This is a genomic window from Streptomyces sp. NPDC057743 (genome assembly GCF_042798755.1).
Classification (GTDB): Bacteria; Actinomycetota; Actinomycetes; order Streptomycetales; family Streptomycetaceae; genus Streptomyces.
In genome coordinates this window covers 71,631-98,320 of record NZ_JBHVJX010000007.1, presented here as the reverse complement: position 1 = coordinate 98,320, position 26,690 = coordinate 71,631, and the positions used below count along the sequence as shown (strand labels likewise).

At 73.4% G+C, this 26,690-nt stretch carries 22 protein-coding genes, 1 pseudogene and 1 riboswitch; of the genes and pseudogenes, 16 read left to right on the top strand and 7 right to left on the bottom strand.

Features of this window, described 5'->3' with window-relative positions; all coding sequences use genetic code 11:
• Nucleotides 1–2: 2 nt before the first annotated feature.
• Together ACFVFQ_RS10155 and ACFVFQ_RS10150 are read right to left on the bottom strand one after the other, a co-directional pair.
• Nucleotides 3–869: a bifunctional 5,10-methylenetetrahydrofolate dehydrogenase/5,10-methenyltetrahydrofolate cyclohydrolase gene (locus ACFVFQ_RS10155; RefSeq protein WP_383411832.1), complete on the bottom strand. Its 867-nt coding sequence runs from the start codon at nt 867–869 to the stop codon at nt 3–5.
• Nucleotides 870–896: 27 nt separating this feature from the next.
• Nucleotides 897–984: riboswitch (ZMP/ZTP riboswitch) on the bottom strand.
• A gap of 52 nt (nt 985–1,036) precedes the next feature.
• On the bottom strand, nt 1,037–2,053 hold the full coding sequence (locus tag ACFVFQ_RS10150) for a hypothetical protein (RefSeq protein ID WP_383411830.1): 1,017 nt from the start codon (nt 2,051–2,053) through the stop codon (nt 1,037–1,039).
• Nucleotides 2,054–2,227: 174 nt separating this feature from the next.
• On the opposite strand from ACFVFQ_RS10150, the gene ACFVFQ_RS10145 reads away from it, so the two are divergent.
• Entirely contained in the window at nt 2,228–2,626 is a 399-nt protein-coding gene (locus ACFVFQ_RS10145) for a hypothetical protein (RefSeq protein ID WP_383411827.1), read from the top strand.
• 80 nt (nt 2,627–2,706) lie between these two features.
• Here the strand turns inward: ACFVFQ_RS10145 and ACFVFQ_RS10140 are convergent, their stop codons facing one another.
• Entirely contained in the window at nt 2,707–3,048 is a 342-nt protein-coding gene (locus ACFVFQ_RS10140) for a hypothetical protein (RefSeq protein ID WP_383411824.1), read from the bottom strand.
• 153 nt (nt 3,049–3,201) lie between these two features.
• Nucleotides 3,202–3,834 (bottom strand): TetR/AcrR family transcriptional regulator, encoded by a 633-nt coding sequence (locus ACFVFQ_RS10135; RefSeq protein ID WP_383411821.1) that lies wholly within the window; start codon nt 3,832–3,834, stop codon nt 3,202–3,204.
• Between the two features lie 143 nt (nt 3,835–3,977).
• On the opposite strand from ACFVFQ_RS10135, the gene ACFVFQ_RS10130 reads away from it, so the two are divergent.
• The 12 genes from ACFVFQ_RS10130 (at nt 3,978) to ACFVFQ_RS10075 (ending at nt 16,334) form a co-directional block, all read left to right on the top strand.
• A complete protein-coding gene (locus ACFVFQ_RS10130) occupies nt 3,978–5,168 on the top strand; it encodes a cytochrome P450 (RefSeq protein WP_383411818.1) in 1,191 nt (396 codons plus the stop codon).
• Between the two features lie 5 nt (nt 5,169–5,173).
• Nucleotides 5,174–5,392, top strand: coding sequence for a ferredoxin (locus tag ACFVFQ_RS10125; RefSeq protein WP_383411815.1), 219 nt, complete (start codon nt 5,174–5,176; stop codon nt 5,390–5,392).
• Nucleotides 5,393–5,731: 339 nt separating this feature from the next.
• Nucleotides 5,732–6,781 carry a hypothetical protein gene (locus ACFVFQ_RS10120; protein ID WP_383411813.1) on the top strand — a complete coding sequence of 350 codons (1,050 nt, stop codon included), beginning with the start codon at nt 5,732–5,734 and terminating at the stop codon, nt 6,779–6,781.
• Between the two features lie 53 nt (nt 6,782–6,834).
• Complete coding sequence (locus tag ACFVFQ_RS10115) at nt 6,835–8,103, top strand: FAD-dependent oxidoreductase (protein WP_383411811.1); 1,269 nt, start codon at nt 6,835–6,837, stop codon at nt 8,101–8,103.
• 55 nt (nt 8,104–8,158) lie between these two features.
• Entirely contained in the window at nt 8,159–9,043 is an 885-nt protein-coding gene (locus ACFVFQ_RS10110; protein ID WP_383411808.1) for an FAD binding domain-containing protein, read from the top strand.
• Nucleotides 9,040–11,454, top strand: a complete 2,415-nt coding sequence (locus ACFVFQ_RS10105; RefSeq protein WP_383411802.1) for a xanthine dehydrogenase family protein molybdopterin-binding subunit — start codon at nt 9,040–9,042, stop codon at nt 11,452–11,454. The genes ACFVFQ_RS10110 and ACFVFQ_RS10105 overlap by 4 nt, the downstream gene beginning before the upstream one ends.
• A complete protein-coding gene (locus tag ACFVFQ_RS10100) occupies nt 11,451–12,119 on the top strand; it encodes a (2Fe-2S)-binding protein (RefSeq protein WP_383411797.1) in 669 nt (222 codons plus the stop codon). Before ACFVFQ_RS10105 ends, ACFVFQ_RS10100 begins: the two co-directional genes overlap by 4 nt.
• The gene (locus ACFVFQ_RS10095) at nt 12,119–12,901 is read left to right on the top strand and encodes an SRPBCC family protein (protein WP_383411794.1); all 783 of its coding nucleotides are present in this window, start codon (nt 12,119–12,121) and stop codon (nt 12,899–12,901) included. The genes ACFVFQ_RS10100 and ACFVFQ_RS10095 overlap by 1 nt, the downstream gene beginning before the upstream one ends.
• Complete coding sequence (locus tag ACFVFQ_RS10090) at nt 12,898–13,578, top strand: isochorismatase family protein (RefSeq protein ID WP_383411791.1); 681 nt, start codon at nt 12,898–12,900, stop codon at nt 13,576–13,578. Before ACFVFQ_RS10095 ends, ACFVFQ_RS10090 begins: the two co-directional genes overlap by 4 nt.
• 104 nt (nt 13,579–13,682) lie before the next feature.
• Nucleotides 13,683–14,621 (top strand): alpha/beta fold hydrolase, encoded by a 939-nt coding sequence (locus tag ACFVFQ_RS10085; protein ID WP_383411788.1) that lies wholly within the window; start codon nt 13,683–13,685, stop codon nt 14,619–14,621.
• Nucleotides 14,622–14,683: 62 nt separating this feature from the next.
• Nucleotides 14,684–15,196: a MarR family winged helix-turn-helix transcriptional regulator gene (locus tag ACFVFQ_RS10080; RefSeq protein WP_383411785.1), complete on the top strand. Its 513-nt coding sequence runs from the start codon at nt 14,684–14,686 to the stop codon at nt 15,194–15,196.
• 370 nt (nt 15,197–15,566) lie between these two features.
• Nucleotides 15,567–16,334, top strand: a complete 768-nt coding sequence (locus ACFVFQ_RS10075; protein ID WP_383411782.1) for a PE-PGRS family protein — start codon at nt 15,567–15,569, stop codon at nt 16,332–16,334.
• 459 nt (nt 16,335–16,793) lie between these two features.
• On the opposite strand, the gene ACFVFQ_RS10070 is transcribed toward ACFVFQ_RS10075, so the two are convergent.
• A complete protein-coding gene (locus tag ACFVFQ_RS10070) occupies nt 16,794–17,153 on the bottom strand; it encodes a zf-HC2 domain-containing protein (protein ID WP_383411780.1) in 360 nt (119 codons plus the stop codon).
• A 49-nt stretch (nt 17,154–17,202) separates the two neighbouring features.
• Here ACFVFQ_RS10070 and ACFVFQ_RS10065 point away from each other — a divergent pair.
• Nucleotides 17,203–17,760 (top strand): annotated as a pseudogene (locus tag ACFVFQ_RS10065) (sigma-70 family RNA polymerase sigma factor); the annotation flags it as partial.
• Between the two features lie 635 nt (nt 17,761–18,395).
• Here the strand turns inward: ACFVFQ_RS10065 and ACFVFQ_RS10060 are convergent.
• Both ACFVFQ_RS10060 and ACFVFQ_RS10055 read right to left on the bottom strand, forming a co-directional pair.
• Nucleotides 18,396–18,890: a copper chaperone PCu(A)C gene (locus ACFVFQ_RS10060; RefSeq protein WP_383411777.1), complete on the bottom strand. Its 495-nt coding sequence runs from the start codon at nt 18,888–18,890 to the stop codon at nt 18,396–18,398.
• On the bottom strand, nt 18,887–21,913 hold the full coding sequence (locus ACFVFQ_RS10055; protein ID WP_383411773.1) for a heavy metal translocating P-type ATPase: 3,027 nt from the start codon (nt 21,911–21,913) through the stop codon (nt 18,887–18,889). The genes ACFVFQ_RS10060 and ACFVFQ_RS10055 overlap by 4 nt, the downstream gene beginning before the upstream one ends.
• A 991-nt stretch (nt 21,914–22,904) precedes the next feature.
• Here ACFVFQ_RS10055 and ACFVFQ_RS10050 point away from each other — a divergent pair.
• Complete coding sequence (locus ACFVFQ_RS10050; protein WP_383411770.1) at nt 22,905–24,275, top strand: MFS transporter; 1,371 nt, start codon at nt 22,905–22,907, stop codon at nt 24,273–24,275.
• A 414-nt stretch (nt 24,276–24,689) separates the two neighbouring features.
• A complete protein-coding gene (asnB, locus tag ACFVFQ_RS10045; RefSeq protein WP_383411767.1) occupies nt 24,690–26,564 on the top strand; it encodes an asparagine synthase (glutamine-hydrolyzing) in 1,875 nt (624 codons plus the stop codon).
• Nucleotides 26,565–26,690 lie beyond the last annotated feature (126 nt).

Below are 26,690 nucleotides of genomic sequence, written 5' to 3'. Positions count from 1 at the left end.
CCCTACCTCGTGGCCACTTGGCGGGTCGCCGCGTCCACGGTCTGGGTGAGGAGGGTGGCGATGGTCATCGGGCCGACGCCGCCGGGCACGGGGGTGATCAGGTCGGCGACGGCGGCGGCCGATGCGAAGTCGACGTCGCCGACGTTGCCGGGGTTGTAGCCGGCGTCGATGACGACGGCCCCGGGCTTGAGCTGGTCGCCGCGCAGGAATTGGGCCCGGCCCACCGCGGCGATCAGCACATCGGCCTCCCCGGTGTGGGCGGTGAGGTCGGCGGTGCGGGAGTGGCAATAGGTGACGGTGGCGTTGCGACCGAGCAGCAGCATGCCGACCGGCTTGCCCAGGATGGCGCTGCGGCCGACGACCACGGCGTGCTTGCCGGCCAGTTCGACGCCGTAGTGGTCCAGCAGGCGGACAATGCCGCCGGGCGTGCAGGAGGCGAAGCCGTCCATGCCGAGGCTCATCGCGGCGAAGGAGTGGGCTGTGACGCCGTCGACGTCCTTCTCGGGGGCGATGGCCTCGAAGGCGGCGCGCTCGTCGATGTGGTGGCCGACCGGGTGCTGGAGCAGGATGCCGTGCACGCCGGGGTCGGCGGAGAGCTCGCCGAGGGTGTCGACGAGCGCGGCCGTGGTGGTGTCGGCGGGCAGCGCGACGTGCCGCGACTCGATGCCGGCCTTGGCGCAGCGGTTGCGCTTCATCCGGACGTAGGTGACCGATGCGGGGTCGTCGCCCACCAGGACGGTGGCCAGGCAAGGGGCTTGGCCGGTGCCCGCGGTGAGTTCCGCGGCGCGGGCCCCGGCCTCCTCGACCATGCGGCGGGCGAGTGCGCTGCCGTCCATCAGGCGGGCGGTGGGGGACGTGGTCTGCGACATGGCGCCTCCTGAGCGTCGTACGTCGTACGGGATCGCCCAGGCGCACGGCATTGGCCGGTCAGGCCGAGCCGCTCCCCGGTGGTACTCCACCCAAGCGCCAGTCACGGCTCGCGCCCCACTCTAGGCGATGGCCCGGAGGGGCCCATGGGTGGTGCGGGCCACCGCGGTCATGGGGATTGTTGGCCGGGACTGGAGGTGTACGGCGCGGTGGCGGCCTCCCATTGGCTGAGGATGCCGTCCCAGTCGTGCTGGGCAACGGTCACGGCGCTGGGATCCCAGGTGGGGGCGGAGGCGATTCCCGGTGGGGGTGACCAGGTGGCGGCGTCGGGTGGGGACCATGAGGCGTAGGCGTCCTGCGTGGCGGCCCATGGGGCGGGGTGGGCGGTGGACGCCCAGGTGGACTGCGGCTCGTAGGGCGGCGGGGGCATCTGGGACTCGACGCGGGGGAAGTGGCCGGGATCGGTGGGGGCGGCGGGTTGGCCGTCGGTCATCCGGCGGTGCCGACCGATGCGGTCGGTGGGCGAGGAACGGGAGGTGCTGGATTCCGCGGCGAGTTGGTGGGCCCGGGCGTTCAGGATGGTGACGTCCAGGCCCAGTTCGCCGGCGAGCGCGGTCAAGTCGGCGCCGGTGTGGTGGCTGTGCACCAGGACCGCGTCCAGCGCCGGCGACCAGCCGGGTTCGCTGACGGGTGTGCCGGCCGGTGCGGGCGCGGGGTGGGGTGGCGGGGCCGGTCGGGGTGGGACGCGGGTGACGGCGGGTTCGGGCGGGGGTGCCGGGGCGGCGGGTGGGGGCGCGGGAGCGGCGGCGCGGGGACGGCTCGGTGGGGTCGGGATGCCGGCCGCGGGTGGTGGGGCGGGGCGGACCGGTTCGGGCCGTTCCGGGGCGGTGGGCGGGCCCGCGGCGCGGCGTTCCCGGGCGGACTCGTCGAGCAGGCTCTTGGCCACCGCCCGGGCGTCCTCCTTGCCGACCGTGCGGCGGGCCAGGCGCACCTCGCGGGTATCGAGCCCGAGCAGGTCGGCGACCACCTCGTCGCTGCCCACGGTCACCGCGAAGGCCGCCAGCGTCCGCGAGCGGCGGGCCTCGGCCTCGTCGAGGAGTCCCTGCGTCCGGCGGACCTCGTCATCGCTGATGCAAAACGCCTGGGCGAGTACCGCGTGGCGCTCCCACAACTCCCTCGGTTCCATGTCTGCGACAACGCTTTTTGGACGTTCTTGGACCGGTTCCCCACGGGAGATCACTGTAAGAGGTGATATTCCCTGCACCGCACGCAGCGCTTTGGGATGTTATGAGAGGAAGCACGAGGGCCGAACGGGGGTGCGTGCAGTGACCGTTCAACGGGACGCATCGTTTCAACGGCCATGAGTGCTCCGTCTTCCGTCACCGTCGCCGGCCACGGCCGGACCTCGTTCGTCCCCCGCCCCGCGGTGGCCCAGCCCGCTCCCCCCACCACGGAGGCGGTGCGCGCATCGCCGCGGATCAACGCCGAAGTCATCCGGCAGACGCCGGTGTACGCGGCGTTGTTGAAGACCTGGTTGGAGCGGTCCGCGACGGTACCCGGCGTCGCCGACCCGGAGTGGCAGCGGCTGGTGTCCTACCGGGCGCTGATGGAGGAGACCGAGATCGCGCTCAATGCGCTGCGGCCGCACCGGGCGCCGGACGTGCTGCCGTCGCGCCGCCCCCTGCCCGTTCCGCCCGGCGGCTACGGCCGCGAACTGACGTCGGCACACGGGTCGTTGAGACCCGTCGCCCGCCCCTGACGGTCCGCCCCTCCCCCGCACACGCGCGTGGGCCCGGGTACGGGACCCGGGCCCACGCAGGTGGCGACGCGGCGCGACGGTCAGAGGATCCCGAGGAGACCGAGGCCGAGGAGGCCGCCGCGGCCCAGGCCGTCGGAGTGGCGGCCGAGCCCGTCCTCCCCACGACCGAGGCCCTCACCACGGCGACCGAAGTCGTCACCACGGCGGCCGAAGCCGTCGTCGCCTCGGCCGAAGCCGTCGTCGTAGCGGGCGTGCCCGTGCTGGCCTTCGCGGCCGTGAGAAGCGTGGCACCGGCTGTGCGCGGTGCACAGGGCGGACTGCGCGTTGCTGGGGGCCGCGGTGGCCGCGCCCGCCGTCGGGACCATGAGGGCCGCCGCGGCGAGGCCGGCCACCGCGAGCCCGCGAGGAATCGAACGATGCATTGTTCCACCTTTGCTCGGCTGGGCAGAAAAGAGACATTCTCCTGCAAGCGCGACGTTAATTGGTTTATCGGACTGCACGTGGCGACCCGCCGGAGGGTCACCGGAACGCAGCACGGGCCCGGGCGCGCCCCGCGCGGTGGTGGCCGTCCGGTCTCACTCGGCCTGCGGCAGGTCCTCCATCAGGGTCCCCAGCGCCCGCCCCACGAGGTGGACGACGGCATCCGGGTCGGCGCTGGCCAGCGGCTCCTTGCCGACCACCACCCGCATCAGGCCGATGCCCAGCAGCCAGGACAGCGCCAGATCGCCGCGCAGCGCGCCGTCGCCGGCGCGGGAGAGCGTGGCGAGCGCGTCGGCGTACTCGTCGCCGAGCCCGCGGAGCGCCTCGGCGATCTCGTCGCTCCCGCCGATGGAGCGCAGACAGACCTCCAGCGAGCGGTCGTTGCCCGGGCCGCCACCCTCGGCGAGCATGCCGCGCAGCGCGACCTCGAAGAGCCGCTCCGCGGGGGTGGTGCGCAGTTGCTCATGGCCGCCGCGCGCCATCACCTCGCCGAACAGGGCCTTCTTGGAACCGAAGTAGCGGAACAACAGGGCTTGGTTGACGCCGGCGCGGGAGGCGATGTCGCGCACCGTGGCGCGTTCGTAGCCGCGTTCGGCGAAGAGTTGCGAGGCGGCGTCGAGCAGCAGTAGCCGGGTGTCCCGGGCGCTGCGGCGGGGTTCGGCGGGGCCCGGACTCGGTGGGCTCCCCCCGGCCTCCTGCACCGTCTCTTCGTGCGTGGCCTCCTTCACGGACGCTCCCCTTTCCGTCGGTCTGCCAGTTGATCGCCGCGGTCCGCCGCGACGGGCCAAGATGCCGTGCGTAATTCATCGTTGACCACCCCGAGCGCGCGTCCTACGGTATGTAAGCAGGTGCTTACACGAGGGAGGTCACCATGACCACAGCCGACACAGCACCCCTTGCCTACCCCTTCAACATCGCCGAGAGCCTTGATCTTTCGGCGGAATACGAACACGCGCGCAACCGCGAGGGCCTACTGAAGGTCCAGTTGGCGTACGGCGAGCCGGCCTGGCTCGTCACGCGGTACGCCGAGGCCCGGTTCGTCCTGGGCGACCAGCGGTTCAGTCGGGCCGAGAGCGAACGGCACGACGAGCCCCGGCAGTCCGAGGGGACCCGCAACGGCGGGATCCTGAGCATGGACCCGCCGGACCACACCCGGCTGCGGACCCTGGTGGCGAAGGCGTTCACCGTCCGCCAGGTGGAGAAACTCCGGCCGCAGATCAAGGAGTTAACCCGGGAACTGCTCGACGAGTTGGAGGCCGCGGGGCCGCCGGTGGACCTCGTCGACCGGTACGCGCTGCCGATCCCGGTGGCCGTCATCTGCCGGCTGCTCGGGGTGCCGACCGAGGACCGGCCGCAGTTCCGGGTGTGGAGCGACGCCGCGCTGTCGACGAGTTCGCTGACCGCCGAGGAGTTCGAGGCCAACCGCGAGGAACTCCGCGCGTACATGCGCAAGTTGATCGAGCAGCACCGGAAGGAACCGCAGGACGACCTCATGACCGCGCTGATCGACGCGCGGGACGTCAACGACCGGCTCTCCGAGCTGGAACTGATCGATCTGTGCGTGGGCATCCTGGTCGCCGGGCACGAGACCACCGCCACCCAGATCCCCAACTTCGTGCTGGCGCTGCTGGACCACCCCGAGCAACTGGCCCTGTTGCGGGAGCAGCCGGAGCTGGTCGGCGGCGCCGTCGAGGAGCTGCTGCGGTTCGTCCCGTTGGGCAGTGGGGCGGGGCAGCCCCGTTACGCGCTGGAGGACATCGAGGTCGGGGGCACGCTGGTGCGGGCCGGCGAGCCGGTCCTGGTGGCGGTGGGCTCGGCCAACCGCGATGCGCTGCGGTTCGACGCGCCGGGGAAGTTGGACATCCGGCGCACCGGGAACCAACACCTCGGTTTCGGCCATGGTGTCCACCACTGCCTGGGTGCGCCGCTGGCCCGATTGGAGCTCCAGGAGGCGATCTCGGCGCTGATCACCCGGTTCCCGGGGCTGCACGTGGCCGGGGACGTGGAGTGGAAGACCCAGATGCTGGTGCGCGGACCCCGGGTCCTGCCGGTGGGGTGGTGACCGCGGTGGCGTGGAAGGTGGAGATCGATCCGGGGCTGTGCATCGCCTCCGGCTCCTGCCCGGCGATCGCCCCGGACCTGTTCGTCCTGGACGGGCCGCACGCCAGAGCGGTGCGGGACGAGGTCGCGGAGGACGAGCGGGCGCTGGACGCGGCCGATGTGTGTCCGGCGATGGCGATCACGGTGCGGGACGGTTCCGGGCAGGTGATCGGGCCCCGACCGTAGGAGTACGCGGGCAGTTGACGGGGCGTGGCCGGAGGGGCCGCGCCCCGTTGCGTGCGCCCGGGCGCCATTCGGCGGTGCGGGCGGGCGCGTTGCGGGTCGATCAGGGAAGAGCTCGGCCAACTCGGCGCGCGCCTCTTGCCAAGCCAAGATCGTACGTGTTCGGATTATCTCTGCGGGGATGCCCGGGGCGCCACCGCATCACCGCAGCTCAACACCTGTCCGCAAGGCCCTCGGCGAGGGGCCGCAGCGCCCCGCCGGGCACGGGGAGCGGCCACTCCCCCGCCGGGTGCCGCACCGACACCGACCACCCAGCCCCAGACTCGTTCCTGGAGGGTCCCCGTGTTCGCTCTCTCGTCCGTCGATCTGCTCGATGCCTTCACCCGCGAGCTGCGGTTGTGCAAACTGCGCCGCGACGAGCACGTGGTGGTGCTCGCCGAGCCGGACAGCCGCGGCGACTACGTCGCGGCCGCGTTCGGCGCCGCCAAGGCGTGCGGCGCGCACGTCATCGCGGCGACCGTCCCCGGCGGCACCCCCGCGCCGATGCCCAGCACCCACACCGGCGCCGGCCCCGGCCTGACCTCCGTCCTCAACGACACCTGCGCCCAGGACCTGCTCAAGTCCGCCGATCTGGTGGTGGATCTGACCCGCGAGGGCTTCATCCACGCCCCGGTCCAACAGGACGTCCTGCGCGCCGGCACCCGCATCCTCTTCGTCTGCGACGCGCCCGAGGTGCTGATCCGCAACCTCCCCAAGGAGCAGGACAAGGCCGAGGTGCTGCGCGGCGTCAAACTGCTCAAGCGGTCCTCGCAGATGCGGGTCAGCTCCGCCGCCGGCACCGACCTGACCGTCCAACTGAGCGGTTCCAAACCGGAGTTCCAGTGCGGTTTCGCCGACGACCCTGGGCGCTGGGACCACTGGCCGAGCACCATGGTGCTGTGCTGGCCGGAGCTCTCCGACGGGCAGATCGTGCTGGCGCCGGGCGACATCCTGCTGCCGTTCAAGGAGTACGTGCGGGAGCCGGTGACCCTCCAGATCGCCGGCGGGCACATCGAGAAGGTCAGCGGCGGCGCCGAGGCCGACCTGCTCAGCACGTTCTTCGAGGACTCCCGGGACACCTGGGCGCGCAGCCTGTCGCACATGGGCTGGGGGCTGATGCGGACCGCCGACTGGTTCGCCACCGCGATGTACGGCAAGGACCAGCTGATGGGCATGGACGCCCGGGCGTTCGCCGGCAACTTCCTGTGGTCCACCGGCCCGCACCCGGTGTTGGGCCGCGAGTCCTACGCCCATCTCGACATCGCGATGCGCGGCTGCTCGGTGACGGTCGACTCGACGACGGTGGTCGCGGACGGCCGGCTCGTCGAGGACGGGCGGTGCGCCGACGACTGAGCGACCGCCTCGCCCCCGTCCCGTCGTGAGCGAGCGGAACCCCTGGAGGAAGAGTGACGCCCAGTCAGTGCTACGAAGTCACCATCGTCGGCGGCGGCCTCGGCGGCCTGACCGCCGCCCTGGCCCTGCGCCAGCGCGGACTACGGGTCACCGTGCTGGAACAGGCGCCCCAGCTCGGCGAGATCGGCGCCGGCATCCAGACCGCGCCCAACGCCAGCCGGGTCCTGCTCGGGCTCGGCCTGCGCCGCCAGCTCGAAGCCATCCGCACCGAACCGCTCGACCAGGTGCGGCGACGCTGGCAGGACGGCAGCGTGGTCGCGCTCACCCCGCTCGGCCAATACTGCAAGGACCGCTTCAACGCCCCCTATTGGCACTACCACCGGGCCGATCTGCACCGCGTGCTGATGGACGCCTGCCTCGACCCGCACGGCCCGGGGCCGGTGGTGGCGCTCCACACCGCGAGTCGGGTCGTCGCACTGGACCGCACCCGGCCCGAGCGGCCGGTGGCACTCCTCGACGACGGGCGGCGCTTCGCCGGCGATGTACTCCTCGGCGCCGACGGCGTCCGCTCGCGGGTGCGGGAGCTGATGGGCGCGCCCGACACCCTGCTGTTCTCCGGCGAGATGGCCTACCGGGCGCTTATCCCGGGCGAGTTGATCGCGGCCGACCCGGCCACCCGGTGGCTGGTGGACCGCTTCCAGAGCACCATCTGGTACGGGCCGGGGCGGCACCTCGTGCACTATCTGATCCGCGGCGGCGCGTACCTGAACGTGGTGGCGTGCGTCCCGTGCACCGACGAGGTCGCCGAGAAGTGGACGGTGACCGCCACCCCGCAGGACCTGGCGGACGCCTTCCCCGGCTGGGACGACCGGGTGCCGGCGATGCTCTCCAAGGCGAAGGAGAACGTCAGTTGCTTCGCCCTCTACCACCGGCGCCGCGACCCGATCTGGACGGACGGCAACGTGGCACTGCTCGGCGACGCCTGCCACGCCATGCTGCCCTACCAGGCCCAGGGTGCCTCGCAGGCCATGGAGGACGCCGCGGTGCTGGCCGAGGAGTTGGGGGCGGTGACCGTGGCGGAGGTGCCACAGGCGCTGCGCCGGTACGTCGACCGGCGGGCCAAGCACGCGGGGATGGTGCAGGAAGCGTCCTGGCAGAACAAGACCTTCTACCACTACCCCGACGGGCCCGAGCAGCGGGCCCGCGACGAGCAACTGCGCCGCTTCGACGGGGAGTCGGACCTGTCCTACGAGTGGCTGTGGCGGGGGACGCCGCTCAACGACCCGGATCAGGTCGCGTTCTCCTATCCGTTCGCGCGCTGAGCGCCGAGCGCCTCGGCCCGCCCGCCCCACCACCGGAGAAACGAACAGGAACCGCATGAAACCCGCCCCCTTCCGCTACCACCGGGCCCGCGACATCGAGGGCACCACCGCCTTACTCGCCGAGCTGGGTGACCAGGGCGACGACGCCAAGATCATCGCCGGCGGCCAGAGCCTGGTCGCGATGATGAACTTCCGACTCGCCCGGCCCGGCCACCTGGTCGACATCGGCGCCCTGCGCGAACTCGACCACCTGGGCGTCCGGCCCGACGGCGCCCTGCACATCGGGGCACTGACCACCCATCACACCGTCGAGGTCGCGCCCGCCGAGGCGTTGGGGCCGGGGTTCGCGGTGCTGCGCCGGGCCATGGAGTGGATCGGCCACCTGCCGATCCGGACCCGGGGCACCGTCGGCGGCAGCCTCGCGCACGCCGACGCCTCCGCCGAGTGGTGCCTGCTCGCCCACACCCTCGGCGCCGAGCTGCACGCCACCGGCCCGCGGGGCGGCCGCCGCATGCCCGCCGCCGAGTTCTTCCTCGGCCCGTACACCAGCCTGCTGGAACCGGACGAGCTGCTCACCGAGGTGGTCTTCCCGCGGCCCGCACCGCACGCCGCGCTCACCGAATTCGCCGAGCGCAGGGGCGACTTCGCGCTCGTCTCGGCGGTGGTGGACCTCGATGTCGAGGACGGGCGGGTGCGCGGCGGCCGGGTCGGGCTCGGCGGGGTGGCGCCGGTGCCGGTGCGGGTGCCGGAGGCGGAGGCGGTGCTGGCCGGCGGCGGCTCGTTCGCCGAGTGCGCCGACGTCGCGGCCGCGGCCGTCGATCCACCGGACGACGCGGGCGGCAGCGCGGCCTACCGCCGGCGGCTCGTCCGCGCCTTGGTCGAACGGGCCGCGACGCAGGCCCTGTCCACTACCCAAACGAGGGAGGCGGGGCCCCAGTGAGGAGCACGGAGAACGACGCGGAGCACGGCGCCGGGAACGGTCCGCGGGGCGACGGGCGGCTCGTCGGGCGGTCGGTGCCGCGCCGCGAGGACCCCCGACTGCTGACCGGACGCGGCCGGTTCGTCGACGACATCGCGCTGCCGGGCATGCTGCACGCCCAGTTCGTCCGCAGCACCGTCGCGCACGGCGAGATCACCGCGCTCGACCTGGACGCGGTCCGGGCGGTGCCGGGCGTGCTCGCCGCGTACACCGCCGACGACCTCGGCCTGGGCGACATCACCGCCGAACTCGACCGCCCGCGCTCCGAGTACGTGCCGACCGCGATGCCGGTGCTGGCCCGCGACCGGGTCCGCTACGTCGGCGAGCCGCTCGCCATCGTCGTCGCCGAGAACGCCTACGCCGCCGAGGACGGGCTGGAGGCCGCCCGGGTCCACTACGCCGTCCACCCGCCGATCACCGGCGAGGCGGCGGCCCTCGCCGACGGCGCGCCGCTGCTGCACGCCGAGGCGGCCCGCAACACCCTGGTGGACGTCGAACTGTTCGCCACCGACGGCATCGACGAGGTGTTCGCCACCGCCGACCGCGTCGTCCGGATCGACGCCCACACCGGCCGGCAGAACGCGCTCCCGTTGGAGACCCGGGGCGCGGTGGCCCACTGGGACGACCGGGAGGAGCAGCTCGTCCTCCAGACGTGCAGCCAAGTCCCGCACCAGGTGCGGACGGTGGCCGCGCGCTGCCTGGGGCTGGCCGAGCGGTCGGTGCGGGTGGTGGTGCCCGACATGGGCGGCGGGTTCGGGCTCAAGTGCGTGGTGGGGCGGGAGGAGATCGCCGCGGCGGCGGCCGCGCTCCGGCTGCGCCGCCCGGTGAAGTGGATCGAGGACCGCAAGGACGCCCTGACCGCGTCCTTCCTGGCCCGCGAGCAACACTACGACGTACGGGCCGCGTTCGACGCGACCGGCCACATCCTGGCGCTCGACGCCGACGTGGTCTGCGACATGGGCGCCTACTCCTGCTATCCGTTCACCGCCGGCATCGAGCCGCTGATGGCGGCGGCCGAGATGCCCGGCGTCTACAAGGTGCCCGCCTACCGGGTGCGCGGCCGGGCGATCGCCACCAACAAGGCGCCCTCCGCCCCGTACCGCGGGGTCAGTCGCCCGCAGTACGTGATGGTCATGGAGCGGCTGTTCGAGCGCGCCGCCCGCGAGCTGGACCTCGACCCGCTGGAGGTCCGCCGCCGCAACCTGATCACCGACTTCCCGTATACCGGCGTCAACGGCATCACCTACGACCCCGGTTCCTACCGCGAATCGCTGGACCTGTGCGAGCGGACGCTGCGCGCCGAGGGCTGGTACGAGCGGGCCCGCGCGGCTCGCGCCGAGGGCCGGTACCTGGGCATCGGCTACTCCTGCTTCAGCGAACGCACCGGCTACGGCACCACCGCGTTCGCCCAGCGCAAGATGGCCGTCGTCCCCGGCTACGACCTCTCCGAGGTCCGGATGGACCCCGGCGGGGCGGTGACCGTCACCACCGGGACGATGAGCCACGGGCAGAGCCACGAGACGACCATGGCCCAGATCGTCGCCGACGAACTCGGCCTGGAACTGGGCCAGGTGAAGCTCCGCCAAGGGGACACGGACCGGGTCGCCTACGGCTGGGGGACCTTCGCCAGCCGGTCGATCGCGGTCGGCGGCAGCGCCGTACGGCTGGCCGCCGGGCGGCTCGGCGAGAAACTGCGCGCGCTCGCGGCGGCCCGCTGGGACGTCCCCGTGGAGGACACCGTCCTCGGCCCCGGCAAGGTGCTCCGCCGCGACGACCCCGACACCGCGCTCGGCTACCCCCAACTCGCCGAAATCGCCCATCTACGCGCCGACCTGCTCCCCAAGGGCACCGAGCCGGGCCTGACCGCGACCGCCTCCTTCGACGTCTTCAACGACGGGACCTTCTCCAACGCCACCCACGGCACCGTCGTCGAACTCGCCCCCGACACCGGCCGGGTGGAGATCCTGCGCTACGTCTGCGTCGAGGACTGCGGGGTGGCCATCAACCCGCAGGTGGTGGACGGCCAGTGCCGGGGCGGGATCGCCCAGGGCATCGCCGGGGCGCTGTTCGAGCAGGTCACCTACGACGCGCAGGGCGAGCCGTCCGCGACCAGCTTCATGGACTACAAGGTGCCCACCGCGCACGAAATTCCCGATGTGGCGATCCATCACCTGGAAACACCGTGCGCCTTCACCGAGACCGGCGCCAAGGGCGCGGGCGAGGGCGGCACGATCGGCGCGCCCGCCGCGGTGCTCAACGCCGTCAACGACGCCCTGCGCCCCACCGGCGTGGAACTGGACGACACCCCGATCACCCCCGAGACGGTGCACCGCGCCCTGCACCGCGAGCACTACCAGGAGAGCACCCGATGACCACGCCCCCACAACTACCCGGCACCACAACGCCGGACGCCGCCGCGCCACCCGACACCTCGCCGCTCGCCGAGCGGGAGCTCCAGCTCATGGTCCTCGACGTGAACGGGGTCCGCCACGAGGTGATCACCGAGCCGCGCCGCACGCTCGTCGACGTGCTCCGCCACGACCTGCGGCTGACCGGCACCCACGTCGGCTGCGAGCACGGCATCTGCGGCGCCTGCACGGTGTTGCTCGACGACCGCCCGGTGCGGGCCTGCCTGATCTTCGCTGCACAGGCGGAGGGGGCACGGATCCGGACGGTGGAGTCGGTGGGGGCGGGCGGTTCTCCTGGGCGGTCGGGGGGTGCGGGCGCCCCGGCGGAGGATGTCGATCCGGAAGGCGGGGCGTCGGATCCATGGGGTCAACTCAGTGATCTGCAACGCGCGTTCCGGGAGCGGCATGCCCTTCAGTGCGGCTTCTGCACGCCCGGATTCCTGATGCTGGCCGAGGGGTTCCTCGCCGAGCGGCCGGACCCGTCCCGCGCGGAGATCCGCGAGGTGGTGGCCGCCAACCTGTGCCGGTGCACCGGCTACCAACCCATCGTCGAGGCGATCGAGGACTGCGCCGCGGCCCGGCGCGCCGCCCGCGCGACCATCCGTCCCGAACCCCGCAAGGAGAAGTGATGCAGCTCAGCAACACGGTGCCGGTGAATGCGGCGCCCGATGCGGTGTTCGCGCTGGTCAACGACGTGGAGCGGGTGGCGTCCTGCATGCCGGGGGCGGTGCTCGACGGCCGGGACGGCGACGCCTGGCAGGGCCGGGTCCGGGTGAAGGTCGGGCCGATCACCGCCGCGTACGCGGGCACGGTGCGGTTCCTGGAGACCGACGCCGACCGCCGGCGGCTACGGGTGCAGGCGCGCGGTGCGGACGCCCACGGCAACGGGGACGCGGAGGCGGAGGTGACACTGACCGTCGCCGAGGCACCGGAGGGCGCGCGGCTGGAGCTGGTCACGGACCTGGTGATCCGCGGCAAGCTGGCCCAGTTCGGGAAGGGCGCGATCGGGACGGTCTCGACGCGAATCCTGGAGCAATTCGCCCGTAATTTGGGCGGGTTGTTGGCGGGGGAGCATGGAGGCGGGAGCGGGGGCGGGCGTGCGACCGATCTGGCTGGTGGGGCCGGCCGGGCCACTGTGGCGCCCTCGGGTGCGTCGGGTGCGTCGGGTGGGGCGGCGGGTGTCGGTGGAACTCCCGTTGCCGCCGGTGGTGGCGGGCTCGACGGTGAGCTCGACGGCTTGTCGGCGCTGCTCGGGCCCACTGCCGGGCCGTTGCTGACCAAGTACGGGCCGCTGGCCGCCGCGTTCACCGTCGGGGTGTTCGAGGGCTGGTTGTTGGGGCGGCTCGCGGGAATGCGACGGGAGCTCAAGACGCTGCGCAGGTCCGGGGCACCGCGGCGGGGACGCGCATGAGCCACTACGGGACGGCCATCGACCGTACGTATGCGCGCGCCGGGTTCGGCGCGCCGGTGTGCCGCGGTCGGCGGCCCGCGCTCGTCGTCGTCGATCTGACCCGGGGGTTCACCGAGGACTGCTTTCCGACCGGGGCCGATCTGAGCGAGGTGGTGGCGGCCACCGCTCGACTGATCGAGGCGGGCCGCCCGGCAGGCGTGCCGGTGGTCTTCACCGCGATCGCCTACGCGCCCGCCGAGGTGTCCGGCGACCGGATCGCCTGGCTACGCAAGGCGCCTGGGTTGAGCGCCCTGTTGGAGGGCAGCGAGGCGGTCGCGCTCGATCCCCGGCTGCCGCGGCGGGAGACCGACACGTTGGTGGTGAAGAAGGGTGCATCGGCCTTCTTCGGCACCTCGTTGGCCGCCACCCTGACCGCGCTGGGCTGCGACACCGCGGTGGTGTGCGGCGCGACCACCAGCGGCTGCGTGCGCGCCACGGCGGTCGACGCGGTGCAGTCCGGCTTCCCGGTACTGATCCCCCGGGAGTGCGTCGGCGACCGAGCGGCGGGCCCACACGCCGCGGCCCTCTTCGACCTCCAGGCCAAGTACGGCGATGTGGTGGGAGTGGCTGACGCGGTCGGCTATCTGGGCGGCCTGGCGGGCGACTTGGGCCACGACGCCCACATCGCACCGCCATAATCCGGCCCTTATCCGACCCCATTTCCGTCCTCATCTCCCTCCCGATCTCCCTTCTCATCTCCCTTCTCGTCTCCCTCCCGCTCCTCCTCCGGAAGGACTCCGCCATGTTGGAGAGCCCGCGGCGCGACGCGGCTTCCCGGTCCGTCCTCCAGTCCGCCCTCGCGGATCTGGCCGAGCTGCCCGCCACCAGCCGGTGGGTGCGTTCGGGGCCGACCCGGTTGCACGTCCTGGACTACGGGGGCGGCGGGCCCGCGTTGGTGGTGCTGCCGGGGATCACCAGCCCGGCCGTCACCATGGACTTCGTCGCCCGTGAACTCACCGACCTGGTACGTCCGGTGGTGGTCGACGTGCGCGGCCGCGGGCTGTCGGACAGCGGCCCGGATGGTGCGTCGGGCGCCCCGGGGGACGGCGGCGGATCGGACGGCCCCGGGGGCGGCGACGGGGCCGTTGGCCCCTACGGGCTGGAGGCGTACGCCGCGGACACCGAGGCGGTGATCGAAGGGCTCGGCCTGGAGGGGCCGTTGCTTTTCGGGCATTCCATGGGCGCGCGGATCGCGGCGGCGGTCGCGGCCCGCGGCAAGGTGGCGATCGGCGGCAGCGTGCTGGCCGATCCGCCGATGAGCGGGCCGGGGCGCGGCCCGTATCCCACCACGTTGGAGGCGTTCCTCGGGCAGTTGGCCGAGGCCGAACGCGGTACCGACGCCGAGGAGGTGGGCCGGTCGTGGCCCCGATGGCCGCGTCGGGAACGGGAGTTGCGGGCGCGTTGGCTGTCCAGTTGCGACCGTGCGGCCGTCGTCGCCACCCACCGCGGCTTCGAAACCGAGGACTTCTTCGACTGGTGGCCCGCGGTCACCGGCCCCACGACGCTGCTGTACGGCGCGGAGAGCCCGGTGGTCACGGCGGCGGGGGCCGCGGAGGCGCGGGCGTTGCTGCCGTCGGCCGCGGTCTTTGCGGTGCCGGGCGCGGGCCACATGATCTTCTGGGACAACCCGTCGGCGGCCCTGGACGCCCTGCGCGCGGCGCTGCGTTCGATGCTGGTGTGAGTGGTGTGAGCATCATGACGGTCCGCGACGGCCACCCCTGCGCACCGTGATTGAGTGGGCTCATGGCTGACGAGACCACGACCTCCACACCTGATTCCCCCGCGGCACCCCCGACTGCCGACACCGGGACGGCGATCCCAGCGGCCCTGACAGCCGCGCCCGGCTACCAGGTGCGCCGGCTCTACCAGGCGTACCTGGCCGTGTGGGTGCGGGCGGTCGATCCGACGCTCACCGGGCCGCAGTTCGCCGTCCTCACCGCGGTGGAGGCGACGCCGGGACGGGACCAGCGGTCGATGGCCTCGGCGGTGGCCCTGGACACCTCCACGATGGCGGACGTGGCCCGGCGGCTGGAGGGCCGGGGCCTGATAGTCCGCCGCGCCGACGCCGCCGACGGGCGCCGCAAGCTGCTGTTCCTGACCGAGGAGGGCCAGCAGACGCTGCGGGCCGCCCGCGACCGGGCCCGGCAGTTGGACGACCGGCTGCTGGCGCCGTACGACGCCGCACAGCGCGGCGACGTCATGCGGTTGCTGACGTCCCTGGCCGACCACTGGGAGGGCCTGGCCGGGGAGTCCTGACCGGGCCCCCCGGGCCGCCCGGCCCGCACCACCACGGCGCCGCCCGGATACCCGCATACGACTGCCGTACCCCCGGTATGCCCATGCCCCGTACACGCGGCATGTCCTCGGCTGCCGGGGGCCGGGCGAGCGCTGGGCGGTGAACTGGCCGGGTAGCGGCGAGTCCTGCTACCCGGCGGTGGGGGGCTTGGTACCGGGCGGCGGGCGCTTGGTACCGGGTGACGGCGGAACTCGCCGCCAACTCCCCGGTGGCTCGCGCGCGGTGGCCGCCCCGTCGCTCCCGCCGTCAGCGACTCACCGCCCCGGTCCGGCGACTCTTGTGCCCCTCCCGGTTCCCTTCCGGGGGCGAGGTGCGACGATGGGGCCTGTCATGGATGCGGGGCACGTTCTCAGGGGGCTGCGCGCCGCGGTGTTCGCGGCGGTCTGCGTGCTCCTGGCTGCGCTCGGGCACGCGGTGATGTCGGATGCCGCGGTGCCCGGCTGGATGCTGCTCGCGGCCGGTCTGGCGACCGCGGCCGGGGCCTGGTGCTTCGCCGCGCGCGAACGCGGTCCCGTATTGGTCGGGTTGCTGACCATCGGCACCCAGGCCGCGCTGCACAGCGCGTTCTCCTTTGGGCAGGCGGTCGCCGGCGCCGGCGCGGACCAGGCCGCCCTCACCCGCGAGTGGGCCCGTACCTGGCTGTGCGGTGCTCAAGGGCTGTCGCTCGCGGACCTGGAAGCGGCGCGGGCCCTGTCCCCCATGGGGCAGACGGGCCCGGGCGCGATGAACATGTCCGACTCGGGCATGGCACACATGGGCACGTCCTCTCTGAGCGCGTCCGCTATGGACATGTCCTCCACTGGCATGTCCTCTATGGGCATGCACGGCAGCGCGCTTGGGATGCTCGCCGCGCACCTGCTCGTCGCCCTGCTCAGCGCGTGGTGGCTGTGGGGCGGGGAGCGGGCGGCGTTCCGGCTCGTGCGGAGCGTGTCCGCCTGGTTGTTCGCGCCCCTGTTGCTGGTACTGCGGACGGTGCTCCCGGAGGGCCGCCCGGTCCCGCGCCCCGCCCGTCAGGAGCCGCGGTGTGCGGCGCGGCAGTTGCTGCTGGCGCACGCCATGTCCCTGCGGGGTCCCCCGCGTGAGCCGGCTGTCGTCTGACAGCACGGTCGAATTCCCGAGCCGGACTGCCACCGGAGCGTACGGGGCCACTGCCCCGCGCCCGGCGTTCCGGCTCCGACTTCAACGGTCGCCCGCGCCGTCGCGCGGCCGCCCGGATCACGCGAAGGACCCAGAGGACTCCACATGATGATTCCTGTCCGAACGCCGGTGGTGGCACGGCCGCTTGCGCCCGCCCCCGGTCAGCGCGAGCAGCAGGGCCGCGGCGAGCGCCCGGCGCTCCCCGGCCGCCCAGCCCGGCGCCCGGCACTCCCTGGTTACTCAACTCAGCGCCTGGCGCTCCCCGGTTACTCAATCCGACGGCCGACGCTCCCGGGTTGCTCAGCACGACGCCCGGCGCTCGACGGTTGCTCAACCCGGCGGCCAGCGCTCCCCGGTTGCTCAGCACAACGCCCGGCGCTCCCGGGTTCCTCGCCCCAGCCGCCGACACTCCCCCGATACTCAGCCCGCCCGTCGTACCGAACGGAGGCGGGCGAGCAGCGTCTCGACGGACTCCGACGTCGGCTCGAAGGGCTCCGGGGGCGGTTCGAAGGACGCCTGGGTCGGTCGGCCGCCGGCGGCCGACCGTGCGGCCATCTCGACCTCGGACTCGACCTCGGACTCGGACTCGGACTCGGACTGGGCATCCTGCGCGGCAACACTGCCGATGGCCACGGTGAGCGCTCGCGCGCGGGCGTCCCATTGGCGGCAGTCCCGGCAGCTCGCCAGGTGGTCGTCGAGACGGCGGGTGGTGAGCCCCGGGGGCAGCGCCTCGCCGTCGAGGCGGGCCGACAGTGCCGTACGGATGCGCGAGCAGAGCATGCCCCCATCCTCCCCGAATTGGTCCGGACCGGCGAGGGGCGGTTGCGGCATGCGTGACGACGAGACGGTGACGGGCTGGGCGCTGGCCGCCCGGGACGGCAACGAGCACGCCGTCGAGCAGTTCGTGCGGGCCACCCAGCTCGATGTGCGGCGCTATGTCACGCACCTCAGCGGGGAGCCGCAGGCCGCCGACGACCTGGTGCAGGACACCTATGTGCGGGCGCTGCGCGGCCTGCCCCGGTTCGAGGGCCGCTCGTCGGCCCGGACTTGGCTGCTGACGATCGCCCGACGGGTGGTGGCGGACCGGATCCGCACCCATGCGGTGCGGCCGCGGCTGTCGGCGACCGACGACTGGCAGTCCGCCGCCGAGCGGGTCCAGCCGCGCGGCGTGCCGGGCTTCGAAGAGGGCATCGCGCTGGCCGAGTTGTTGACGGCGCTGACGGCGCAGCGGCGGGAGGCGTTCGTGCTGACGCAGTTGCTCGGACTGCCGTACGCGGCGGCGGCCGGGGTGATGGGCTGCCCGGTGGGGACGGTGCGCTCACGGGTGGCCCGCGCCCGGGAAACGCTGATCGCGCTCTTGGCGGAGGCAGAGACGGATACGGAGGCAAAGGCGGACGCAGGGGCGGGGGCGGAGATGGCGGCTGGCACTGGGGCTAGGGCTGGAGCTCGGGCTAGGGCTGGAGCTGGGCGCACGGCCGCGGATAGGGGCAGAACGGGGGCCGCAGCCACCCCTGTTGTCGCTGCTGCCTCTACTACCTCTACTGCCTCTGCTGGCCCTGCTACCTCTGCTGCCCCTGTCGTCCCATCCGTCGCCTCCGTTATTGCTTCCGCGTCGGCCGGGGCTACGCAGCGGAGACCGCTGCCGGGTGACCGGCAACCGCGCCGGCTTGCCGCCGCCCTGGCCTGACGAGTCGGGCAGGGCAAGCTACGGGGGCTCAGGGGCGGGGCTCAAGCCGCCCCTGAGCCCCGACGACGGCATCAGGGTTCCCTGATCTCGTTTTCCGGGATTTCCCCGATCCCCAACGGCCGCCGTTCTCCGTACGGTTGAGTCATGAACCGAGACACCCGCACCCAGAACGCTCCCGCCGGGGCAGACCGGCGGCGGGCCCCTGTCAGCCGGCCCGCCTCCGCCGATCCGTCCCTCCCGACGGCCGCGCGCTCCATACCCTCGGCCGCCTGATTCACCTCCCCCAGCCCCGCTTTCACCCCACCCCCTCCCCCCGTCACTCACTCCACCACGCATTACCCCGCCGCGCCCTCCGACCGCTCTTGGCCGGGGCGCACCGCTCGGGCGCGGACGGTGAGGGGTGGGCTGTCGCGGAAGTGCAGGGTGAAGGTGAGACGGTCTCCGGGGGCGAGCCGGGGCGGCGGACTGATCATGATGTCGAGGGTGATGGGCGTCATGACCAGTGAGCCCCCGGCCGGGACGGTGGCGCCCTGAACCATCGCCATGGACCGGGCGTTACGCCCCACGGCGACGTCCCGGCTGAGCATGGCGCGGTGACCAGGCGGTCCGGTGACAGCGGTGAGGACGTCGTCTGCGGCGCCGGTGTTGCGCAGGGTGAAGAAGGCAGCGGTGGCATCGTTCCCGGCGGGAATCAGGACGCGGCCCTCGGCAGCCGTCAGACGAGCAGGGGAACCCGCGTTCCCGGTGACGGCCCAGGCAGTGAGAGTGCCCAGGGTCGCCAGGCAGGTGACGACCGGCACGGCGACGGCGGCGAGGTGAGAGCGGTTCATACGGTCTCCCAAGTACCCCTCCTGCGGGGCGTGTTGCTGGGGTCGCCGCCCGAAGAGGGGGTGGCGAGGTGACGGGCTGAGTCCGAGTGCGCGGGTCGGCGACGGGCCTTGCGCGCAGCGGCAGATGGCTGCCAGGCACGGAGGCGCAGGCTGTTGCCGACGACGAGAAGGGAGCTGGCGGACATGGCGGCCGCCGCAAGCATCGGGTTGAGCAGCCCGACGGCGGCGAGCGGCACGGTGACGAGGTTGTATCCGAACGCCCAGAGGAGGTTGATACGGATGGTGGCGAGTGTGCGGCGCGCGAGGCGCACGGCGTCGGCGATGGCCTGGAGGTCCTCGCGGACGAGGGTGACATCGGCGGCCCCGATCGCGGCGTCGGTGCCGCTGCCCATGGCGATGCCGAGATCGGCGAGGGCGAGAGCCGCCGCGTCATTGACTCCATCGCCCACGACGGCGACCCGACCCCCCTGTTCCTTCAGGGTCGTGACCAGCGCGGCCTTGTCGTGGGGCCGGGCCTCGGCGTGGACCTCGGTGATGGCGAGTTGCCTGGCGATCGCATGGGCGGTGGCCGCGCGGTCCCCGGTGGCCAGCACCGGCCGCAGGCCCAGTCGCCGCAGGTGGTCGACGGCGCGGTATCCGTCGGGGCGGAGCGAGTCGCCGAGGGTGAGGACGGCCTCCGGGGTGTCCTCGACGGTGACGAGAACCGCGGTGTGTCCGGCGGATTCGGCGGCGCGGACCGCTTCCGGTAGCGGGGTCGGGAGTCGGGTGAGGTCGTCCGGCGGTCGGACGACGGTCACCATGCGCCCATCGATCACGCCGCGGACCCCGTATCCGGGCGTAGCGGTGAAGTCGCGGACGGCGGCGGCCGGTTCGAGCGGGCGCTCGGTCCCGAGGTGCTCGCGGGCGTGCGCGATGACGGCGCGAGCCACGGGGTGCTCGGAACCCTGCTCCACGGTGGCGGCAAACCACAGCACGTCATCCGGGTCGAGTCCATCGGCCCGCGGCGTGAAGTGGCTGACGGTCATCCGGCCCGTGGTGAGGGTGCCGGTCTTGTCGAGGACGACGGTGTCAATGCGGCGCAGGCGTTCCAGCGCTGCCGGACCACTGACCAGGATGCCGAGTTGGGCACCCCGGCCGGTGGCGGCCAGCAGCGCGGTCGGGGTCGCCAACCCCAGAGCGCACGGGCACGCGACGACGAGCACGGCGACCGCGGCGGTGACCGCTGCCTGGGCGTCGGCGCCCGCGCCGAGCCAGAATCCCAGGACGGTGACCGCGATGGTCAGCACGGCGGGGACGAAGACCGCGGCCACCGCGTCCGCGAGCCGCTGGGCCTGGGTCTTGCCGGTCTGGGCGTCCTCGACAAGCCGGGTGATCCGGGCCAGTTGGGTGTCGCCACCCACGGCTTCGGCCCGTACCTCCAGCAGACCACCGGAGTTGACCGCACCACCGACCACCTCCGCGCCCGGTCCGACCTCGACGGGATGGCTCTCACCACTGATCAGGGAGAGATCCAGGGCCGAACTACCACTGACGACGGTGCCGTCGGTGGCTACCCGCTCGCCCGGTCGGACCAGGAACCGGTCACCGACGCGCAACACCTCGATGGGGACTCGGCGTTCGGAGCCATCGGCCCCGCGTACCGATATCTCCTTGGCGGCCAGTTCCGCCAGGGAGCGGAGCGCGGCGCCGGTACCGCGGCGGGCCCGGGCCTCCATCCGCCGCCCGGCCAACACGAACAACGGGACGCCGACGGCGGCTTCCAGATAGAGATGGGCGGTGCCATCGCCCGCCGTGGGCAGCAGGCTGAACGGCATGGTCATCCCCGGCTCACCGGCGCCGCCGAGGAACAGTGCGTAGGTGGACCAGCCGAACGACGCGGCGACGCCTAGGGACACCAGGGTGTCCATGGTCGCGGCACCGTGCCGAAGGCCGCGCAGCGCACGCACGTGGAAGGGAGCCGCGCCCCACACGGCAACGGGGGCAGCCAGCATGAAGCAGAGCCATTGCCAGTTCCGGAACTGCCAACCGGGCACCATCGACAGGAACAGAACGGGGAGCGAGAGGAGGGCGGTCACCAACAACCGGCGACGCTCGGCGCGGAGGGCGACACGGGCGGCAGCTGCGGCATCAACGTCGGCATCGGCGTCGGCATTGACGTCGGCATTGACGTTGACGTGAGTCCCGGCAATGGTGCGAGGCTCCGCGTCGGTGCCCGCATCGGTGACCACGTCGATGGCGGCGCGGGCATCTGTGTGGGGCTGGCCGCCGGGGTCGTCTTCGTTGCGGCGACTGGTGCCGGAGCCATCGTCGTTGCGGCGGTCGCTGCCGTGGCGGTCAACACCGGGGCAATCGTCGTTGCGGCGGGGATGGTTGGGCTGGTCGTGGATGCGACGGTCATTCTGTTTTCGGGCGTGGTGATGGCGGGCGTTCTCGTGAGCGGCTTGGTGGGCCGGGTCGTCGTGGGGGCCTTGGTCGCCTTGCGGGGTGGGGGCATTGCTGGGGGACGCGCTGCCGTGGGAGACGGCCCCGTGGGCGGCGCTGCCCTGGGGAGGGTCATGGCGGGCGGTGCCGTGGCAGGCGGCGCTGTCTTGGGAGGTGCTGCCGCGGGAGGAGGCGTCAGGGTCGTGCGCGACGGGTGACGGGGGCAGTGTGCCCGAGAGGGGGGTGGGTGGGGCGGGCGGGGCGGGGGTGGGGGCCAGGAGGTGGGCGGTGAAGCCGGCGGCCTCGATGGTGGCGATGAGTACGTCAGCGGAGACCGATGCGGGGTGGCTGACGTGGGCCCGTTCGGTGGCCAGGTTCACGGTGGCGGTGACGCCGTCCAGCCGGCCCAGTTTCCGCTCAACTCGGCCCACACAGGCGGCGCAGGTCATCCCGCCGATAGCGAGGGTGGTGGTGCGGCTGGGGTCCGTCGCCGGGGCCCCGACGGGGTCTTGGGTAGGGGGTTGGGCGGAGGCGGCAGCGTTGCCGGGCGCGGTCGGGCGGGGCCTCGGGAGGTGGGGCCTCGGGAGGGGTTGCGGGCTCATCGCTGTGCTCCCCGTGCCGTGCAGGTCGGGGCGGGACGGGATGCGGATGCCGTGATTGCGTTGACTGCCGTCGGCGGCACCGCCCGTAGGGCGCCTCGTGCGTCAAGTACGCCCCGGGTGGCCAATACGCCCCGGGCGTCCCCTACACCTCGTGCGTCCGAAACGCCTCGTGCACCCACGACATCCCGTGTGGCCAGTACGCCCCGTGCAGCCAGTACGCCCCGTGTGGACAGTACATCCCGTGTGGACAGTACATCCCGCGGGACCGGTGCATCCTGCCTGGTCAGTGTCTCCCGTGTAGCCGGTGCAGCGCCTTCGCCCGGCGCATCCCGTGTGGTCGGTGCGGCGCCCAGTGGGTCCCGTGCGCCGCGTGTTCCCTCGGCGCTCATCGCTGACATCCCGTGCATCCCCGGCATGTTGGGACTTCCGTCGGGGGCTCCGCCACCGGAGGGGCCGGTGGGGCCCGGGCGTGTGCGGTCGGCCGGGTGGAGGCCGGGGGCCACCGGTCCGGCGGCACTGCCCACCGCGTACGAGAGGGCGCCCAGCAGCGCCAGGAGCGCGACGAAGCCGAGCACCGCGGGGGCCGGCAGCAGTCGCCGGAAGGGGAGGGGGCGAGGCGAAGGCCGGGGTCGCCGGGCGCGGTTGGGGGGTGGGGAGTCGGGTGCCAAGGCCCCGAGTACTGGGGTGGTCATCGCGTCATCGTGGCAGTTGGGAAGGGGGGCGGAGGGGCGATCAGGGGCCGTTCGACGCGTGAGGTTTGTCCCGTCCGTGGGGCGGAACTCGGGGCCGTTCCGGGCCGACTAACTGAGTTTGCCCGCCCCCCATTTCGATGGCCTGGTTCCGCAATTGCCCGCGTTGTGGCGGGAACTGGGAGCGGTCCGCGCCCGACCTCTCAGACGCCGCGCCGAACCGGCGCGGCGAACCGGTGCGGAGAACTGGTGCGGAGAACCGGTTCGGTGACCGGTGCGTGAGTCGACGAGAGGACGGGCCGATGCCACGGGACCCACAGGACGCGGCGGGGGCGCAGGAGGAGCGGTGGGGGCTGGTCGCCGTCGCCGGGATCTGCTCGTTCCTGGCCATGTTCGACATGGGCGTGATGACGGTGGCGGTGCCGGACCTCGCGGGCGGCTTCGACGTCCCGGTCGCCGTCGCCCAATGGGCCGTTCTGGGTTACCAACTCCCGGTGGTCGCACTGCTGTTGCCGGCCGGACGGTGGCTCGATCGGGCGCCGTTGCGGCCCGTGGCGCTGGGCGCACTGGCCGGCTTCGGGTTGTGCGGCGCGACGGCGGCCGCCGCGCCGGCCGCCGCGGTGCTGATCGGGGCGCGGCTGCTCCAAGGGGCGTGTGGGGCGGTGTTGTTCGTGCTGATGCCGCTGTTGGCGGTCCGCGCGGTACGGCCGGAGCTGCGCGGGCGGGCGATGAGCGTGCCGGCCACGCTCGGACCGCTCGGGGCCGTCGTCGGGCCGGCGTTGGGCGGGGTGTTGCTGGACCATTGGGGTTGGCGCGCCGTCCTGCTGGTGAAGTTGCCGCTGTGTGCGCTCGCCTGGTGGGTGGCCCGCCGCGGGCTCCCACCGGGCGGGCGGCCGGCCGCGCCCCGGCGGGCCGAGTGCCGGGACGCCTCGCTGGCCGGCACCGCCGTCGGGGCGCTGCTGCTCGGGCTGACGTTCACCGAGGGGTGGGTCGGGCCGGCGCTGTGCGGGTTCGCGCTGGTGCCGGGGGTGCTGTGGGCCCGGGGTGACGGCGGGCGACGCGTGCGCGGTGCGCTGCGGGCGGCCCGTACGGGCGGGATCCACGGTGCCGTGCTGGCCCTCGCGGTGGCCTTCGCGGCGGTGCACTTCCTGCTGGCGGTGCACCTCCAACGCGTAGAAGGCGTCTCGGCGTTCGGCACCGGTCTGACGCTGCTCGCGTTCCCGGCCGCGATGGCGGTGGCGGGGCCGGTGGGAGGTCGGCTCGCGGACCGTTACGGGGCCCGGCCGGTGGCGGTGACCGGGGCGGCGCTGGTCGCCGCCGGGTTCGGCCTGCTCGCTGTGGCCGGGGACTGGCCGCCGCTCCAGGTGGGCTGGCGGCTGGCGGTGGCGGGGTTCGGCATGGGGCTGTACGGCGGGCCGGCCCAGTTGATGGTGCTCGATGCGGCGGGGCCGGAGCGGATGGCCACGGCCGGTTCGACCGTCCAACTCGCCCGTAGCGCGGGCTTCGCACTGGGCCCGGCGGCGGCCACCGCCTTGGGAAGCCTGACCGGGCCGCGCACCGGTCCGGTACTGGCCACGGCGGTGGCGCTGTTGGCAGCGACGCTGCTGGCAAGGCCGGCGAGACGCGCCACGACGGCCGCACCGGTGGACTCGGGCCCCGCGCCTCCGCCGTAGTCCCGGGCTTCGGACTCCGGACCGCGGACCCCGGGCCGCGCCTCACGCCCCATACACCACTCCTCACGTCCCCGCACCTCACGCCATACGCCGTCAGCCATCAGCCGCCCGCGATCAGCCGTCGCCCCCAACTCCGGTGCCCCGAACTGCGGTGGCCCCACCCCGAACCGGGCGACGCCGATGGCACCAAACGCCCAGACTCCACGCCCCCGAGCCCAGATGCCACCGCAGGCCCCAACTCCGCCCTCCCCCTCCCCGCCCAGCCCGCACACTCCCGCGGCCAACCACCACCCCACCAACCAACCACCCCGTCCCCACCCCCCACCGCGCACCACACGCCCCACCCCTCACCCTCTCCCCACTCCACGTCCCCTCTCCTCTCCTCCCCCACCCCACCCCAAAGAAAGGCACCCCATGTGCGGCATTACCGGTTGGGTTTCGTTCGGCGAAGAGCCCGGGCGGCGGCCCCGCGTCATCGAGCGGATGACCGCGACGCTCGCTCCCCGTGGGCCCGACGGTTCGGGTATCTGGGTCGGTCCGCATGCCGCACTCGGGCACCGGAGGCTGGCCGTGCTCGACATCGAGGGCGGCGCGCAGCCCATGACGGCGAGCGCCACCGGCGCCCCACAGGCCGGCGGGAGCCCCTCCCCCGACACGGTCGTCCTCAGCTACAGCGGCGAGGTCTACAACCACCACGAGCTGCGCCGCAAACTCCGCTCCGCCGGGCGGGAGTTCGCGACGCGGAGCGATACCGAGGTGGTGTTGCGCGGCTACCAGGAGTGGGGCGCAGGGCTGGCCGAGCGGCTGGTGGGCATGTACGCGTTCGCCGTGTGGGACGCGGCGGCCGGCCGACTGTTGCTGGTGCGGGACCGGATGGGCGTCAAGCCGCTGTACTACGCCCGGACGCCCGACGGCGGCCTGGTCTTCGGCTCCGAGCCCAAGTCGCTGTTCGCGCACCCCGATTGCGTACCGCGGGTTGATGCGCAGGGGCTACGGGAGGCGTACGGCCTGGTGTTCGGGACGGGGGCGACGCTGTGGGCGGAGGTGCGGGAGGTGCCGCCCGGCGGCCTGGTGGCGTTCGACCGCGACGAGCTGACCGAGCGGCTCTACTGGCAGTTGACCGCGCGGCCGCACGGTGACCCGGACCTCGCGGCCACCACCGCCGGGGTCCGCGACCGTCTGGAGCACGCGGTGCGCTCCCAGTGGGAGGCCGATGTGCCGCGGTGCAGTCTGCTGTCCGGCGGGCTGGACTCGACGGTCGTCACGGCGCTGCTCGCCGACGAACTGCGGCTCCGCGAGGGCCCGGAGGCGCGGTTGCGCACGTACGCCGTCGACTACAGCGACCAGGCGGAGCGCTTCACCGGCGATGTGTTGCGCACCGGGCACGATGCGCCGTACGCCGTCGAGGCGGGCGCGTTCATCGGGACCGAGCACCAGACCGTCGTGCTGGACCCGCAGGCACTGCTGGATCCCGGGCACCGCGCGGCCGTGGTCGCGGCCCGCGATTCGCCGATCGGCGTCGGCGACATGGACACCTCGCTGTACCTGCTCTTCGGCCGGATCGCCGAGCACTCGACGGTGGCGTTGTCCGGTGAGGCCGCGGACGAGGTGTTCGGCGGCTACCCGTGGTTCCACGATCCGGCGGCGCTGGCCGCGCCCACCTTCCCGTGGCTGCGGGTCACCAGCGACGAGGCGGCGATGCCGCTCCACCCGGACCTGGCCCGGGAGTTGCGCATCGGGGAGTTCCAGCGCGACACCTACCGCGCGGCGCTGGCGGCGGTGCCGCACCTCGACGGCGAGAGCGCGGCGCAACGCCGACAGCGCGAGCTCCAGCACGTGTCACTGACCCGTTGGCTGCGCCAGCTCCTGCACCGCAAGGACCGACTCAGCATGGCGCGGGGCCTGGAGGTGCGGGTGCCGTACTGCGACCACCGGCTGGTCGAGTACGCCTTCAACGCGCCCTGGGAGCTGCACCGGCACGACGGCCGGGAGAAGAGCCTGCTGCGCTCCGTGGGCACCGGGCTGGCCCCGCGGTCCGTGCTGTGGCGGGCCAAGAACCACTATCCGGCCACCCACCACCCCGACTACAACCGCGGGCTTCAGCGGCTCGCCCGCGAGGCGTTGGACGCGGCCGGCGGGCGGGTGCGCGACCTGGTCGACGAGCGGGTCATCGCCGCCAACCTGACGACCGCGCCGGAACGGCTGGAGTGGGGGCATCGACTGCGACTGGAGCGGGTGGTGGACCTCGCGCTGTGGCTCGACCTCTACCGGCCGGAGCTCGCCGTGTGAGCCACCCGAACGCCCCGCGCGGGCCGATGCCCCGCCCGGGCCGATGGCGTCCGCCGGCCCTCGCCCTGCCCTGCCCCACCTACAGAGACCCGCCCTCCCACCCTCTCCCTTCACCGGAAGCCCAGA

Excerpts from the sequence above, each read along its gene's own strand:
- ACFVFQ_RS10155 (WP_383411832.1), bottom strand. The coding sequence starts at position 869 with ATGTCGCAGACCACGTCCCCCACCGCCCGCCTGATGGACGGCAGCGCA.
- ACFVFQ_RS10150 (WP_383411830.1), bottom strand. The coding sequence starts at position 2,053 with ATGGAACCGAGGGAGTTGTGGGAGCGCCACGCGGTACTCGCCCAGGCG.
- ACFVFQ_RS10145 (WP_383411827.1), top strand. The coding sequence starts at position 2,228 with ATGAGTGCTCCGTCTTCCGTCACCGTCGCCGGCCACGGCCGGACCTCG.
- ACFVFQ_RS10140 (WP_383411824.1), bottom strand. The coding sequence starts at position 3,048 with ATGCATCGTTCGATTCCTCGCGGGCTCGCGGTGGCCGGCCTCGCCGCG.
- ACFVFQ_RS10130 (WP_383411818.1), top strand. The coding sequence starts at position 3,978 with ATGACCACAGCCGACACAGCACCCCTTGCCTACCCCTTCAACATCGCC.
- ACFVFQ_RS10110 (WP_383411808.1), top strand. The coding sequence starts at position 8,159 with ATGAAACCCGCCCCCTTCCGCTACCACCGGGCCCGCGACATCGAGGGC.
- ACFVFQ_RS10100 (WP_383411797.1), top strand. The coding sequence starts at position 11,451 with ATGACCACGCCCCCACAACTACCCGGCACCACAACGCCGGACGCCGCC.
- ACFVFQ_RS10095 (WP_383411794.1), top strand. The coding sequence starts at position 12,119 with ATGCAGCTCAGCAACACGGTGCCGGTGAATGCGGCGCCCGATGCGGTG.
- ACFVFQ_RS10090 (WP_383411791.1), top strand. The coding sequence starts at position 12,898 with ATGAGCCACTACGGGACGGCCATCGACCGTACGTATGCGCGCGCCGGG.
- ACFVFQ_RS10085 (WP_383411788.1), top strand. The coding sequence starts at position 13,683 with ATGTTGGAGAGCCCGCGGCGCGACGCGGCTTCCCGGTCCGTCCTCCAG.
- ACFVFQ_RS10080 (WP_383411785.1), top strand. The coding sequence starts at position 14,684 with ATGGCTGACGAGACCACGACCTCCACACCTGATTCCCCCGCGGCACCC.
- ACFVFQ_RS10075 (WP_383411782.1), top strand. The coding sequence starts at position 15,567 with ATGGATGCGGGGCACGTTCTCAGGGGGCTGCGCGCCGCGGTGTTCGCG.
- ACFVFQ_RS10070 (WP_383411780.1), bottom strand. The coding sequence starts at position 17,153 with ATGCTCTGCTCGCGCATCCGTACGGCACTGTCGGCCCGCCTCGACGGC.
- ACFVFQ_RS10060 (WP_383411777.1), bottom strand. The coding sequence starts at position 18,890 with ATGAACCGCTCTCACCTCGCCGCCGTCGCCGTGCCGGTCGTCACCTGC.
- ACFVFQ_RS10055 (WP_383411773.1), bottom strand. The coding sequence starts at position 21,913 with ATGAGCCCGCAACCCCTCCCGAGGCCCCACCTCCCGAGGCCCCGCCCG.
- ACFVFQ_RS10050 (WP_383411770.1), top strand. The coding sequence starts at position 22,905 with ATGCCACGGGACCCACAGGACGCGGCGGGGGCGCAGGAGGAGCGGTGG.
- asnB (WP_383411767.1), top strand. The coding sequence starts at position 24,690 with ATGTGCGGCATTACCGGTTGGGTTTCGTTCGGCGAAGAGCCCGGGCGG.